Here is a 13,861-nt window from a genome sequence, read left to right on the forward strand (position 1 = left end):
AATGAAATAAAAAAACCCCGGTTCAATGCCGGGGTTCTTTTTAAGTTTATTATTTATTCTGCTGAATCATCTAAAACTAACGGGTATTCAAAAGGTTCGCTATAGCCGGGATAAACACCGGTAATAGTAACCTGTTTATTGTTGCCAATTACATTTTTCAAATCATCCACTGATTTTATATCTTTTCCGTTTGCTTTTGTAATTATAAACCCATCCCTCATTCTTGTTTGATCATTGATGGCTCCTTCATTTATTTTCCTTACTACCACACCACCGGTTAGTCCATAATCTTTTGCCTGTTTGGGGTCAAGGGTTTGAAGTTCCGCACCCAGTTTGTCAATCATACCTGCAGGTTTTACGATTGAATAAGTGCCTGCATTATTTTTTAGAGTTACCGGGTAAGTGCGGTCAGTTCCATTTCTGTTAATCGTTACGTTTATTTTATCGCCCGGCTTGTAATTGCTAAGTTGTTCCTGTAATTCTGAACCCGAATTAATAGAATAATCATTAATCTTTTTTATAACGTCGCCTTTTTGTATTCCGGACTGCATAGCTGCCCCATCTTTAGTTAAGTCGGTAATATATATACCATCAACACTGGCAGGAATATTTTCTTTCTTCTTCTCCTGATCTGAAAGCATGCCTGCATCAATATACATGGCTCCTAAAAATCCTCTCTGCACACTGCCATATTTTACGAGGTCGTTAACTACTTTTTTAACAATGTCCACAGGTATTGCATAAGAATATCCGTTGTAATAACCCGTTGGAGATGCAATCGCCGAATTGATGCCAATTAATTGCCCGTTGGTATTTATTAAAGCCCCACCGCTGTTACCCGGATTTACTGCAGCGTCCGTTTGTAAAAAAGATTCTACTGCCATCGACTGGCCGCCCGTTCTGTCATGATTTAGCCCTAATCTTCTTGACTTTGCACTGATGATACCTGCTGTAACCGTGGCATCAAGATTTAATGGATAACCTAAAGCGAGTACCCACTGCCCGATTTTTACATCGGCTGAATTACCGTATAACATGAACGGTAACTTTTTAGCATCAACTTTTACAACAGCAAGATCATAAGATGGATCAGACCCTATAACTTTTGCCTTATAAGTCTTTCTGTCGCTCAAGGTAACGGTTACCTCGTCTGCTCCAGCTACAACGTGGTTATTGGTAACTATATAACCGTCGTCACTTATAATTACACCTGAGCCCGAACCCATTTCAGGGTACATGTGTTGCTGTCTCCCGTTTCCAAAAAACTGGTTAAACAAATCATTATCACCAAACATGTCGGAGAAAGGATTTTTTTGATTGGGAAGATTATTGCTCACCTGGCGTGGATTTGTGGTGGTCTTGATATGAACCACTGTTGGGATCGCCGCATTAGCCGCTTCGGTAAAATCTGCAGGCCCGGGAGTTGGATTTCCTTTGTCATCAAAAAATCCGGCATACTTATAATTTGACGGGATGTTTACTGCCTGGAAATTGGGATTGTTACTGTTATGTTGGTATTTATTATATCCAAAAATAACAGCCATCGTGGTTAGTGCACTTATAAGCACCGTGAGTAAAATGTTTTTTGTTTTCATTTATGGAAATTTTTAATTGTAAGAAATTTAATTAAAACAAATGCTCAAATCATATGCCTTAATATTTTTTATAATGCTTAAAATTAGAACAACTGTTTAAAACAAGTAATACCGCTTATTTACCTTTAACAAACTATTAGTAAGGATTTCGTAGATGTAAATTTAATCATTTTAAAATAAGCAAAACTGTCAAAAATGTGTGACATCTTTTATACAGCTTAATGAAAAAATTTCAGCAGTTACAACGCCAATAAAAATTCCATAACATCTACTCCGTCTGCATAATCAAATAATCCTGGTTGTTGGGCTTTACCAAATGGTATTAATTCATCACCAACAATGCATTGAACATTTTCATTTTCATTGAGATCATTAATGATAACGTTTTTATCGTTATAGAAATTATAATGAAGCTGGCTTACCGGCGTAAAAATATTATCATCTTCCAGTAATATGATGTTCTCGTTTGCCATGTACATTTTATTGTTCATAATAAGCAATGCAAGATTATAATCATAATTGTTTTTGTACTTGGTATGATTCTGGAAATAATCGTATTTCCTGAACACATTCAGGAGCGGAATAAAATCATAATAATGAGGTACATATAATTTAGTAACATTTCTGCATCCTAAACCAAAGAAAGTATACACATCGTCTGCCAGCAAACTTAAGTCTTCAATTGTTTCGTTCCCTGATAGTATGGCCACGGAAGTTTTATTACCACGGATTATAGATGGATATTTTCCAAAATAATATTTAAAATACCTGGACGAATTATTACTGCCAGTCGCAATGTATGCTTCGCAATTTTTAAGAAGATCGTTAACCTGCACAATGTGGGCAACCTCGATATCCCATTCACTCAATTTGTTAATAATATGTGCCATAAGCACATTATCCTTTTGAGAAAGTTTAATGTTTTGTTTATGCCCTGATATAAACACACATAAAAAATCGTGAAAGCCTACCAACGGAATATTACCAGCCATTACAATCCCTACGTTTTTTGAGTCTATGTTATCATCAACATGGTAATAATTTATCCATTCTTCAAGCTTACTCCTGTTAAGAAATTGCGATGAAATATTTTGCAGCGAGATATTTATAAATTCTTCAGTAAACCACTTGTTTTTCTCAAAGGCTTTTTGCTTAACTGAGTTTAATTTTTCGCTATCACTTAGCAAATAATTTCCTAACTTTTCGAGTAAATTAATTCTTTGAACTAAATTCATTTTGATTAAATAATTATCTGGTATATCTATTATATTTGTGAGAAATTAAAACACGCAAAATTCGTTCATTATTGGTTTGTGTGTTGTGAATAATTAAATAAAAAAAGATGGCAATAAAAATTACTGATGAATGTATTAATTGCGGTGCCTGTGAGCCCGAATGTCCTAACAATGCAATTTACGAAGGGGGTGTTGAATGGGCTATGGCTGATGGCACAACCGTTAAAGGAGATATAACATTATTAGATGGTTCTGTTATGGATTCAGACCAGCGTAATCCGCCAATTTCGAGCGACATCTATTATATTGTTCCCAATAAATGTACAGAGTGCCAGGGTTTTCATGAAGAGCCGCAATGTGCCGCTGTATGCCCGGTTGACTGTTGCGTACCCGACGAAATGTACCAGGAAACTGTAGAGGAACTTCTTGCAAAAAAAGAGAAGTTACACGTTTAAAATATTCAAGGCTACGGCCTTATCAGGCAGGTGATATTTCCTGTTTTGGCGAGGGTATTGAAAAATACTTTCGCCTTTTTTCTAAAATAAAAAAGCCGGAAACGTTTGAAAAAATTACTATTTATTTTGCCTGCTTTTGCATCCTTTTTGTTGATATCAATTTCCTGTAAACAAAAAAATAATCTTCCGAAAAAAAATTCAACGCTGGAAATAATAAAAGCAGATGAAGCTTTTTCTGACCTTAGTAAAAAAGAAGGAATGAAGAAAGCGTTTATTGAATATATAGACAATGATGGAGTATTGTTACGGCCCGGTCGTCCGCCCATTATCGGAGCCAATGCTATTGATTTTTTAAGCCAGGTAAATGATTCATCTTATACACTTACCTGGAGCCCTGCCGGGGCAGGAATTGCAGCTTCTGATGACATGGGGTATTCTTATGGAATTTATAAACTAGAATTAAAGGATACTGTTTTAAGAGGAACTTATGTAAGCGTTTGGAGAAAACAAAAAGATGGTAAATGGAAATTTGTATTGGACAGCGGCAATGAAGGAATTGGTACGAAACTAAATACTCAATAGCCAATTGGCAATAACTTAATTCCATATTAGCCAATTCGAAACCGCTTTTAAATTATTTTTAAAACATCAATAAATAAATGAAACCAAAAATTGCATTTGTAACAGGTGGGTTTTCCGGCGAAGCGGAGATATCATATAAGTCTGCTATTACTTTTGAAAAAAATATTGATAAGGAAAGATATGAGTTGTATAAAATTGATATAACTATTGACGGGTGGTTTTACGAATTAAAGAACGGTGATAAAATTGAAGTGAATAAAAATGATTTCTCTATTTTAATTGAAGATGAAACAATAACTTTTGATGCGGTGTTAATTGGTATTCATGGTACTCCCGGCGAAGACGGAAAGCTGCAGGGGTATTTTGATATGCTTCACATTCCTTACACCTCATGCGATTGTGCTACCTCAGCGCTTACTTTTAATAAAAGATATACAGTTGCTGTTGCGGGCGCAAGCGGAATTAATGTTTCAAATTCAATCTTGTTATTTAAACAAAATTTTCAAAGCCCCGATGAATTGGTAAGAAATTTGAAGTTTCCTGTTTTTGTAAAACCGAATAATGGCGGCTCAAGTATTGGAATGTCAAAAGTAAATGCACCATCCGAAGAACTAGGTAAGGCGATCGAAAAAGCATTTAAAGAAGATGACCAGGTATTGGTGGAAGAATTTATAGAAGGCAGAGAATTTACTATTGGTGTATTTAAAGCTAAAGGAGAAATTATTGCGTTACCAATTACCGAAGTGATTTCTAAAAACGATTTTTTTGACTTCGAAGCAAAATACCATGGCGCCAGTAATGAAGTAACGCCTGCGAAAATTGATGATTCTGTTTCACAACTGGTAAGGGATAATGCAATTAAAGTTTACCGGGTATTTAATTGCAAAGGAATTATAAGAATTGATTTTATTTATAACGAAAAAGAACAAAAACTTTATATGCTGGAAATAAATACGGTTCCCGGTCAGAGTGAAGCAAGTATTGTTCCCCAACAATTAAAAATACTGGGATGGAGCCTGAAGGAATTTTATACCGCATTGATAGAAGAATGCCTGCATAATTAAATCTTATTATATTGCATTGCTAAAATCTTTTAACCTATACATTTTATTGTGTTTAAATTTATTTCCAAACAACCTTTCTGGGTAAATCTTCTGGCAGCAGCTTTACTAATTTTCCTTCTTGGATTTTTATTCCTGCAATCGCTTAGCTGGTTTACCAACCATGGCAGTTATCTCCAGGTACCTTCAGTAACGGGTAAGAAAGTAGATGATGCTGTCAAGTTCCTGGAAGACCAGGGCTTTGATGTTGTTATAACTGATTCTTTATATAATGATACCCTTCCCCTTAATACAGTAAAAAAACAATTACCGGATGCAGGAGCAACCGTGAAAGTGAACAGAACTGTATTTCTTAATGTAAATCCTGTAGTGCTGCCGATGGTTGAAATGCCAAAAATAGAAGGGCTTAGTTTTAGGTTTGCTTTGGAAAGATTAACTAAAAATCATTTAAAATTAGGGGATACTTCTTATCGTCCCGATTTTATGAAGGGGACAGTACTTGAGCAGAATTATAATGGTTCTAAAATATTATCGGGTACAAAACTTCGTTGGGGCTCTGCCGTTAGTTTGGTAATAGGCGGTGGCCTTGCCCAGCAAGAAATACTGGTACCCGAATTGTATGGCCTTACACTTGGCGAAGCAAAATCGGAATTGGAAGCGAAAGGAATTACGCTGGCAGCAATACTACCAACAGGCCCAATTACAGATACTTTAAAAGCTTTTATTTATAAACAAAATCCTGAAGCGAAGAATGAGGAGAGCCAGCCCAATTTAATACAACCAGGACAAACGATGGATGTATGGATTTCGGCTACGCCACCGGCACCAGATAGCACAAAGATTATAGGTACGGGAGATAGTTTAAAGCTTAATAATTAATTTAATTCTTAATTCGTGTAATTCGTGAATTAAATTCGTGTTACCAAAATAAAATTACAATGACAAATATATCTCCTGAAGAAGTAAAGCAAAGACTTGATAAAGGTGAAACGCTTAATCTTATTGATGTAAGAGAACCTCACGAAAATGCTCAATTTAATATCGGTGGTAAATTACTCCCATTGGGTAAAATTCAATCTATGCAAATTGAAGATATTGAAGGCCTGCGTGATAAAGAAGTGATTCTCTATTGCCGCAGCGGCAACCGGAGTGGCATTGCAGCAATGACCTTAGATCAATTGGGGTTTACAAATACTAAAAACCTTACCGGTGGAATGCTTGCATGGCAGGAAAAATTTAAGAGCTAAGGATTCACTAATTTCTACAAATTACACGAATAAAGCTTTTTACAGGCTGTGATAATTCATGTAATTAGTTATTATTCGTATAATAATAAAAATAAAAGCGGACAAGAATGCCCGCTCGGAATGTGCTAAAACTAAAAAGCACATGAGAAAATTTAATGTGCAATGTATAGGACAATAAGAATTGAAAAAAATTGGGATTACTGAAACGTGAAATAAAGGAATTGATCAGTGAAAAAGAACAGCTTAGTTATAGCTTGATATTTATTGCTGCTAAAAAATTAGTTCCCGCCATAGGGAAATAATAATTCTCAACAGTTAACTCGCCCCCATAAAAATAATTATACGTGTAGCCGTTAGATTCGTATTTCTTATTGAACATATTGTTAACCTTAAAAATAAAGTCAACCGCTTTAAAAATATGTCTTGTGCTTAGCCTGTATGATAATTTTAAATTTTGTACATAATAGGGATCAATGCTCCTGGTTACATGAGAGGTATTATCAAGGTATTGTCTTCCTACATATTTAGATTGAAAGCTTATTTCACTGTTTGAAAATGGAATAATATTTATCATTGCTGCAGCAACTTCATCCGGTGAAAAAGATATGTTCGTATTATGATATTGATTCTTGATCTGGCCACCATTATCATAATCATCCACATACTCATTAAAGTTTTTTATTTTGTTTTTGCTGAAAGAAATATTTCCTGAAGCATTGAGCCATTTCGTAAATGTTTCTGCCGCCTGTAGCTCAACCCCAAGCCTGTAACTCTCCGGCGCATTGGTTCTTGTGTAAGCGCCAACGTCATTTATTTTACCCGTAGATACTAACTGGTTGTGATAATTCATATAATAGAATGTAATGCCATAAGTAAATGGGGTATTTCTTCTTTCTGCGCCCAACTCCATGTCGTATAATATTTCAGGTTTGGGTAATTCACTTGCGGCTGCTTCAAAATCATCACGATTGGGTTCTTTAGCCCCTATTGAATAAGAAGCATAGGCCTGGAAATTAGTTTTATTAAATGAGATGCCAATTTTTGGGTTAAAGAAGGAATAGTATTTATTAATTCTTAAACCGGGATTGTCTTCAAAGCCTTTTATATCGTAATTCACAAATCGTCCCTGTACATCTGCAAATGCTGAAAATCCTGAGCCAAGTGTTTGTAACAATTTTCCATACAAATTAAGGTCGTGTTTGTTGGCCGGCACATTCGTGTACACGTAATCGTTAGGGAAGCCGCCCTGCTGGGCCCATGTTACAACATCGTAATGTTTTCCATCATATTCATCCCATCCGCCGCCAAATGTTACATGCGTTTTATTTTTTTGAAACTGCAGAGAAAAAATTCCGCCATAAAAATAATTATCCAGCCATAAGCGTCTTATTAAATCTGTTGAGGTAATTGTATCTGTTCCACTGATGTAATCAGGTAGGCCATAATCGCTGTAAAGCTGGCCAGCCCGGTATTCTTCGTAATATCCTTTTCCTCGTGAAAGAAATACGGCTGTATTAAAACTTAGATTAGAATTTATTTTTTTATCATAAAAAAGCTGGTAATGGGTTTGCGTATAATTGTCTGTTTCATTGGCATAAGGCGAGCCAGGTTTTTCAGTTCCCGCAGGGTTATAAGTCCTGTCGCTATCCAAATAATTCTCGGGTACACCATACCATGCCTGGTACGTTTTTTCTTTTCCGCTTAAAATATTAAATCGCAATGAGCTGTTTTTATTTATATAAGCTGCACTTATAAAAAAAGATTTAAGATTCGACTTTGCCCTGTCAATATATCCATCACTGCTTATTGCTGATGCACGGGCATCTACTGTAAAATGATTTCCTAATAAACCTGTTCCGGCTTTGATGGTATTTTTCCATGTATTAAATGAACCATACGTATTATTTAGTTCAACATATTTTTCTTTATTTACTTCATTGGTTGAAAGATTTATAGTTGCACCAAAAGCGCCTGCCCCGTTAGATGACGTGCCGACACCGCGTTGCACCTGTATAGAACTTAACGATGAAGAAATATCGGGAATGTCAACAAAATAAGTTCCCTGGCTCTCGGCATCGTTATAAGGAATACCATTTAAAGTAACATTTACTCTTGAGGCATCTGAACCACGAATACTGATTCCAGTATATCCAACCCCGTTGCCTGCATCGGAATTTACTACAACTGATGGCAACTGGTTTAAAACAAATGGGAGATCCTGCCCCAGGTTATTTTTTTCAATTTCAGCTTTACTGATATTGGTTTTTGTAAACGGCGCTTTATCTGTTGCTCTTATTGAAGTTACTTCTATGTTTTCGAGCATAAGTGTGTCGGTTAATTTATGCCGCATAGTGTCTTGCGCAGGTACAATAAAATAAAAGCTTAATACAATGGCGGTAAAAATTATTTTTTTCATGTTTAAATTCTTTAAACTGATGAGAATAAAACATGAAAGAGAGATAGGAAAGATGTTCAACCTCCCTTCGCAGGCATTATCCTGATCAGGTTTGCGGGTATTATCTCAGCCTCCTTTTAAGTTGGAAGCACCCCGGTGACAAATGATTTTTAGAATGCAAATGTAAACTTCTTCTGAATTTAATTTCAAAAAAAATGTAACTTTTATTTTTCACAACCGTTACAGACAAAAGCTTTATATGAAATATCTTTTTATTTTCCTGTTTATTATAATTTCTTTCCCGGTATTTTCCCAGGAAACTGTAATCAATGATGCAAATGCAACGGGAAGAGACGTTACTCCTTTTGCTGGGATAAAAGTTTCAGGTGGTATCGATGTGTATTTGTCTCAGGCCGATAGCTATTCATTAGCTGTAAGTGCAAGTGAAGAAAAATATCGGGACAATATTAAAACAGAAGTGAAGAACGGAATATTGGTTATTTCGTATAACGATCATTTCGGAAGAAATTACGGGGATAAAAAATTAAGAGCCTACATATCTTTCAAAACACTTGAAAGCCTTGAAGGTTCAGGTGCAAGCGACATTATGATAAATGGAACACTTACATTAAGCAGTGTGAGGGTAAAACTTTCCGGTGCAAGCAATATTAAGGGATCTGTAAAAATAACCAACTTTAGCCTTGACTTAAGTGGCGCTTCAACGGTAACAATTAATGGAACTGCACAAAATTTAAAACTCGATGCGTCCGGTGCCAGCGATATTAAAAATTATGATTTGCAAGTCGAGAATTGTGTTGCAAAACTTTCCGGTGCCTCAGATGTAAGATTAACAATAAGCAATTCCATTTCCGCAAGTGCAAGCGGTGCAAGCACTTTATATTACCAAGGCAATCCCGATAAAAAAGATGTAGCAACAAGTGGAGCAAGTTCTGTTTCACAAAGAAATTAACAAGCTGGAAATAATTTTAGGTATCGTTTCATTGCATAATTTATGATTCCCTGTAATTTTTTTTACTTGTATGATTTCGGCTTGGCATCGTTGCTAATTAAATTTTCTAAACTTTCTACACAGTTGAAATAAAAAGTATCTGGAATAAGATTTTATTTAAAAAAATTCTTTTAAAAAATGTGTTTAAGCTGCGTCTTTTTGATATGTGTATCGTCATGTTAAAAGCTATCAAAAAGTTTTATATATGACTACTATATTATCCTCATTTATTTTTGGTATCACACTGGCTATCTCTATTGGTCCAATTGCAATGCTTATTATAAACAGAAGTATTAATTGCCGGTTACAAGCCGGCATTCTTACCGGGTTAGCTGCTGCTTTTGCAGATTTTACTTATTGTATCATTTCGTTCGTTGCCGGAGCAGCTATTTCTGCCTTACTAATTCACTACGAAGTGTTGCTTAAGGATTTTGCATCTATAACATTAATATTATTTGGAGGCTGGATGCTGTTAAATGCAATTAAAAGCGGAGACAATGTAGTTAATAATTCAGGCTCTTCATGTAACAAGCCATTTATTTCAACTTACGCTCTTACTATGGCGAATCCTTTAACAATCGTCGCCTTTTCTGGCTTTGCGGCACAATCGGCAGTTAGAAGTTTTAATGTAATTGTATTTAGTTCTATTGCTTTATTTGCCGGCAGCTTTCTTATCCAGGTATCATTAGCCCTTTTTGGAACTGCTTTGAAGAAATTTATCAGCAATCGATCTATCGTCTTTTTTCTCAATATTATTAACAGTAGCTCAATCATTGGGATGGGATTGCTTAAATTATTTTAATACAAATTTTAAACAACTAAACGTAGAATAAAAAAAGGATACCGTAAAATATTTCCACATATACAAAACAAATCCAATTACTATTCGTGGTAGTGCTACATACACAAATTCTTTAATATAATTTAATAACGAAAAAATGGAAATAACTTATAAGCTTGACATAATACCCTATGCTGAAAAAATTATTGACCTTTACAAAAGTTCGGGAATAAACAGGCCAATAACTGACAAAGAACGAATTGCAAAAATGTATGCTAATTCAAATCTCATAATTACTGCCTGGGATGTATCGAAACTTGTTGGCATTTCACGATCACTAACGGATTTTTGTTACTCTTGTTACCTGTCAGATCTTGCGGTAAGAAAAGAATATCAAAAGCACGGTATAGGCAAAAAACTAATTGCTTTAACTAAAGAAAAAATTGGTGAGCATACGATGCTTTTACTTCTTGCCGCGCCTGCAGCTATGGATTATTATCCGAAAGTTGGCTTTGAAAATGTTGAAAATGGTTTTATAATCAAACGAACAAAATAGTAAATGATATAATTGAATAAGGAAAGAAAAATATCAAAATGCAAGCTCCTGATAATTTGAAAACCAATTGTGATGTTCCCGCTTTATGGCTTGAGCACAAAGAAGCATTGAAACATTTTATATATAAAAGAGTGAAAGATCACGATACAACTAACGATATTTTACAGGAAGTGTTATTGAAAGTCTATAAATTTTGTCTTTCAAAATCAGGCGCGAGAAATGTGCGCAGTTGGTTATTTCAAATTGCAAATAATACTATTATTGATGACATCCGAAAAAAACAACACGTTATTCATGCAGCAGAAATACCTGAGATAACCGATAATAATGAAGACAGTGCTTATAAAGACGCAGTTGAGTTCATTCTCCCTATGATAAAATTATTACCTTTTGAATATGCTGAACCTCTAAGGCTTTCGGACATTGTTGGTATAAAACAAAGTGAAATTGCTAAACAATTAGATTTAGAATTGTCCGCTACAAAGTCAAGGATACAACGGGCAAGAAAAATGCTTAAGGATATATTTATAGAATGCTGTGTTATGGAAATCGGAACTGATGGTAAATTAATTTCTTTCGATATTAAGGAAGGGTGCAAGCCGTTACAGGAACATAAAAAAAATCCCAAAAGTTATTAAAAAATCCTGCGTCTTTAAAACACCGTTTTCGTCATATTATAAGAACTGAAAATTAAAAATATTGAAACAAGAAAACGAAGAGGGTCAATGTTGGGGAAAGAATCTAGCGAGTTAGTAGAAACCACTAAATTTTATACGCTTAAAAGTGGACCAGGCGATGCCGATCTTTCGTATCCTGGGGTTTTTACCTCCTTTTTTCACGTGTAAAAATCCGACAACTTCCGTGAATTTTTTCTAAAGAAAAATATTATTCATTTATTTTATTTAATAAAGCAGCGTTGTCGTTAGTTTTTATATCATCAATATAAGGACCATAATCAAACCCGCCTGAAAAAATAAAAAATCCAAACCACTTATAATTGAATTTTACCATGAAAACAAATTTGCTATTCCATAACAGCGTATGCGGATAGTTTTGAAACCGGAATTTGATTTCACAAAATTCATGGCTTATCGATGAAATTCATGATTTCAAATAAATCTTAACCCAGGGCTGCTATGATCAAGGATAAATATTTAAGATTGGTCTTTATTCCATTGTTGGGGATAGTAATTCCTTTTTTCTCTGGAATTATAACCTATAGCGATTATTCAATATTGGAGCTGATTTCAATTAATTTATATTTTATTTTACTTTCTTTTTGCATCTGGACAGGAGCCAGCTGGGTGCATCGCAAAATGCGGTCTTTTTCCAAAAGTCTACGCAACCCCATTTTGAAAGTATTTTCTGTTTCTTTAATAGGAGGTTTATTTGGAGCTGCCATTTCGGGCATGTTTTCTATAGCATGGTATAAAATATCAAAGGAAAACTTTAACTGGGCGCCTGTTTTCAGATGTATTGCTTTTTCTTCCCTCGCTGTTTTATTGTTTACGCTGCTTTATGAAATTTTATATTTAAGTACGCAGCGGGTTCTATATACAAAAATAGTAGACCAGTTGGACTGGGAGCGCTCTAAAGCAGAAATGTCCGTATTGAAAAATGAACTCGAACCCCATTTTATTTTCAATTCACTAAATACGCTTTCCTATCTTATTTTAAATGATCCCCAAACTGCCCATGAGTTTAACAGTAAGCTTGCTTCTGTATATAAATATTTTTTGATTAATAAAGACCGGGAACTGATTACGCTGCAGGGCGAGCTTGAGTTTATCGAAAATTATTTTTTCGTGTTGCAGGTACGCCACGATAATAAGCTTCATTTATCGACTGACCTGAGTAATCATCATGAAGGTACTTTAATGATACTGCCTTACGCTTTGCAGGTTCTCGTGGAAAATGCAATAAAGCATAATGAGTTCAGTGATGCAGACCCTTTGTATATAAAAGTTGTATTGAATGGAGAATATTTGCAAATAAAAAATAATAAAAAGCCAAGGCCGTACGCAGTTAATTCAACAGGTATTGGCTTACGTAATCTCAGCTCACGTTACAGGCTCGTGTGCAATAAAGATATACTTATAGAAGCCACCGATAATGAATTCACAGTTAAACTCCCATTAATAAAATCAAACCCATAGCCATGCTTAACGCCCTTATAATTGAAGACGAAAAACCAGCGATGGAAGTGCTGGTAAAAAAACTTTCAGAAGTATCAATACCCGTAAACATTAAAGCCCGGTTAAATTCCGTTAAAGAAAGTATTGAATATATGTCAATACATCCTGAAGCTGATATAATATTCAGCGATGTTCAGTTAGCTGATGGCTTATCGTTTGATATATTTAGCCAGACAGGAGTTCAGTCACCTGTAATTTTTATTACAGGATACGACGACTATATGATGATGGCGTTTGAAAATAACGGTATCGACTACCTGCTGAAACCTGTTGACATAGCTGACCTTGAAAAATCTCTTTTGAAGTATAATAAATTGCAGGAACATTTTTCCACCTCGAATGTGCAGGCCCCGGTTGAAAATCTTTTAAAGTTTGTTAGCCAAAGAAAAAAAACAAGGCTGCTCGTAAAAAAAGGCCTGGAAAATATTGCCTTGCGGCTTGAAGACATTGCATTAATTTATACGCAAAACAAACTAGTATATGTAATTGATAATTGCTCCAAGAAGTATATTGCGGATAAAACATTGTCTGAACTTGAAGATGAACTTGATGATACAACGTTCTTTCGGGTAAACCGTCAATATATCATTAATATAAACTACGTAAAAAGTTTTAAAACTTTTGAAAAGGTAAAGCTGTTAATCGACATTGCCATTCCCGATATAAATCATTCTATAGTAATCAGCCAGGAAACTGCGCCCGCATTTAGAAAATGGATGCATGATGCTTAATAATATTTGGCGCTAAATT

Annotated in this window: 15 protein-coding genes and 1 riboswitch; of the genes, 11 read left to right on the forward strand and 4 right to left on the reverse strand. The window is 35.0% G+C overall.

The features are described from left to right. Positions 1 to 53: 53 nt before the first annotated feature. Entirely contained in the window at positions 54 to 1,595 is a 1,542-nt protein-coding gene (locus tag FW778_RS18340; RefSeq protein ID WP_150416314.1) for a trypsin-like peptidase domain-containing protein, read from the reverse strand. A 239-nt stretch (positions 1,596 to 1,834) separates the two neighbouring features. Continuing rightward, positions 1,835 to 2,830, reverse strand: a complete 996-nt coding sequence (locus FW778_RS18345) for an acyl-CoA reductase (RefSeq protein WP_150416315.1) — start codon at positions 2,828 to 2,830, stop codon at positions 1,835 to 1,837. Between the two features lie 107 nt (positions 2,831 to 2,937). On the opposite strand from FW778_RS18345, the gene FW778_RS18350 reads away from it, so the two are divergent. From FW778_RS18350 to FW778_RS18370, 5 genes are all read left to right on the forward strand, one after another. Next, complete coding sequence (locus FW778_RS18350) at positions 2,938 to 3,285, forward strand: 4Fe-4S dicluster domain-containing protein (protein WP_150416316.1); 348 nt, start codon at positions 2,938 to 2,940, stop codon at positions 3,283 to 3,285. A gap of 105 nt (positions 3,286 to 3,390) precedes the next feature. Beyond that, a complete protein-coding gene (locus tag FW778_RS18355) occupies positions 3,391 to 3,867 on the forward strand; it encodes a YybH family protein (protein WP_150416317.1) in 477 nt (158 codons plus the stop codon). A 77-nt stretch (positions 3,868 to 3,944) separates the two neighbouring features. Next, on the forward strand, positions 3,945 to 4,931 hold the full coding sequence (locus FW778_RS18360; RefSeq protein WP_150416318.1) for a D-alanine--D-alanine ligase: 987 nt from the start codon (positions 3,945 to 3,947) through the stop codon (positions 4,929 to 4,931). 48 nt (positions 4,932 to 4,979) lie between these two features. Next, entirely contained in the window at positions 4,980 to 5,807 is an 828-nt protein-coding gene (locus tag FW778_RS18365; RefSeq protein WP_150416319.1) for a PASTA domain-containing protein, read from the forward strand. Positions 5,808 to 5,866: 59 nt separating this feature from the next. Beyond that, positions 5,867 to 6,175, forward strand: coding sequence for a rhodanese-like domain-containing protein (locus tag FW778_RS18370; RefSeq protein ID WP_150416320.1), 309 nt, complete (start codon positions 5,867 to 5,869; stop codon positions 6,173 to 6,175). Positions 6,176 to 6,422: 247 nt separating this feature from the next. On the opposite strand, the gene FW778_RS18375 is transcribed toward FW778_RS18370, so the two are convergent. Next, entirely contained in the window at positions 6,423 to 8,591 is a 2,169-nt protein-coding gene (locus tag FW778_RS18375; protein WP_150416321.1) for a TonB-dependent receptor, read from the reverse strand. 44 nt (positions 8,592 to 8,635) lie between these two features. Next, positions 8,636 to 8,736, reverse strand: a riboswitch (TPP riboswitch). A 93-nt stretch (positions 8,737 to 8,829) separates the two neighbouring features. Here FW778_RS18375 and FW778_RS18380 point away from each other — a divergent pair. The 4 genes from FW778_RS18380 (at position 8,830) to FW778_RS18395 (ending at position 11,554) form a co-directional block, all read left to right on the forward strand. Continuing rightward, on the forward strand, positions 8,830 to 9,540 hold the full coding sequence (locus FW778_RS18380; protein ID WP_150416322.1) for a head GIN domain-containing protein: 711 nt from the start codon (positions 8,830 to 8,832) through the stop codon (positions 9,538 to 9,540). Between the two features lie 244 nt (positions 9,541 to 9,784). Next, the gene (locus FW778_RS18385) at positions 9,785 to 10,381 is read left to right on the forward strand and encodes a LysE family translocator (protein ID WP_150416323.1); all 597 of its coding nucleotides are present in this window, start codon (positions 9,785 to 9,787) and stop codon (positions 10,379 to 10,381) included. A 136-nt stretch (positions 10,382 to 10,517) separates the two neighbouring features. Beyond that, complete coding sequence (locus FW778_RS18390; protein ID WP_150416324.1) at positions 10,518 to 10,916, forward strand: GNAT family N-acetyltransferase; 399 nt, start codon at positions 10,518 to 10,520, stop codon at positions 10,914 to 10,916. 38 nt (positions 10,917 to 10,954) lie between these two features. Then, positions 10,955 to 11,554, forward strand: coding sequence for a sigma-70 family RNA polymerase sigma factor (locus tag FW778_RS18395; RefSeq protein WP_150416325.1), 600 nt, complete (start codon positions 10,955 to 10,957; stop codon positions 11,552 to 11,554). A gap of 247 nt (positions 11,555 to 11,801) precedes the next feature. Here FW778_RS18395 and FW778_RS23605 read toward each other — a convergent pair whose 3' ends face one another. Beyond that, on the reverse strand, positions 11,802 to 11,927 hold the full coding sequence (locus FW778_RS23605; RefSeq protein ID WP_262714419.1) for a hypothetical protein: 126 nt from the start codon (positions 11,925 to 11,927) through the stop codon (positions 11,802 to 11,804). Between the two features lie 125 nt (positions 11,928 to 12,052). Between FW778_RS23605 and FW778_RS18400 the strand changes: the two genes are divergently transcribed. After that, entirely contained in the window at positions 12,053 to 13,072 is a 1,020-nt protein-coding gene (locus tag FW778_RS18400; RefSeq protein WP_150416326.1) for a sensor histidine kinase, read from the forward strand. A gap of 2 nt (positions 13,073 to 13,074) precedes the next feature. Continuing rightward, the gene (locus tag FW778_RS18405) at positions 13,075 to 13,842 is read left to right on the forward strand and encodes a LytR/AlgR family response regulator transcription factor (protein WP_150416327.1); all 768 of its coding nucleotides are present in this window, start codon (positions 13,075 to 13,077) and stop codon (positions 13,840 to 13,842) included. The last annotated feature ends 19 nt before the right edge of the window (positions 13,843 to 13,861 follow it).

This window comes from Ginsengibacter hankyongi, assembly GCF_008710285.1.
In the GTDB taxonomy this organism is placed as follows: Bacteria; Bacteroidota; Bacteroidia; order Chitinophagales; family Chitinophagaceae; genus Ginsengibacter; species Ginsengibacter hankyongi.